Annotated in this window: 1 protein-coding gene; it reads right to left on the reverse strand. The window is 67.0% G+C overall.

Annotated features, from left to right (window positions below):
- The coding region (locus HX846_RS39105; RefSeq protein ID WP_178967687.1) for a condensation domain-containing protein at nt 1–309 on the reverse strand (309 nt) is incomplete at both ends.

Below are 309 nucleotides of genomic sequence, written 5' to 3' on the forward strand. Positions count from 1 at the left end.
CAGCGCCGCGAGGGCCGCCGGCTGATCGTCGCGGGCCCGCCAATCCAGGGTGGCGAACGGCAGTTGCACCTGCTTGTGCACGATCTGCAGCGGTTGCGCCAGCTCGCCCTGCCAGACGAAACCGCTGCGCAGGATGTCTTGCGCATCGACGGTGGCCTGCCAAGCGGCGCGGAAACGCTCGGGATCCAGGCCCTGCACGTCGACGCGCAACTGGTTGATGTACTCACCCGCCGCCTGTTCGTACAGGGTATGGAACAGCAACCCTTGCTGCATGGGCGACAGCGGATAGAGATCGTCGAGCTGGCCGGC

The sequence above is a fragment of the Pseudomonas sp. K5002 genome, assembly GCF_013386655.1.
GTDB lineage: Bacteria > Pseudomonadota > Gammaproteobacteria > Pseudomonadales > Pseudomonadaceae > Aquipseudomonas.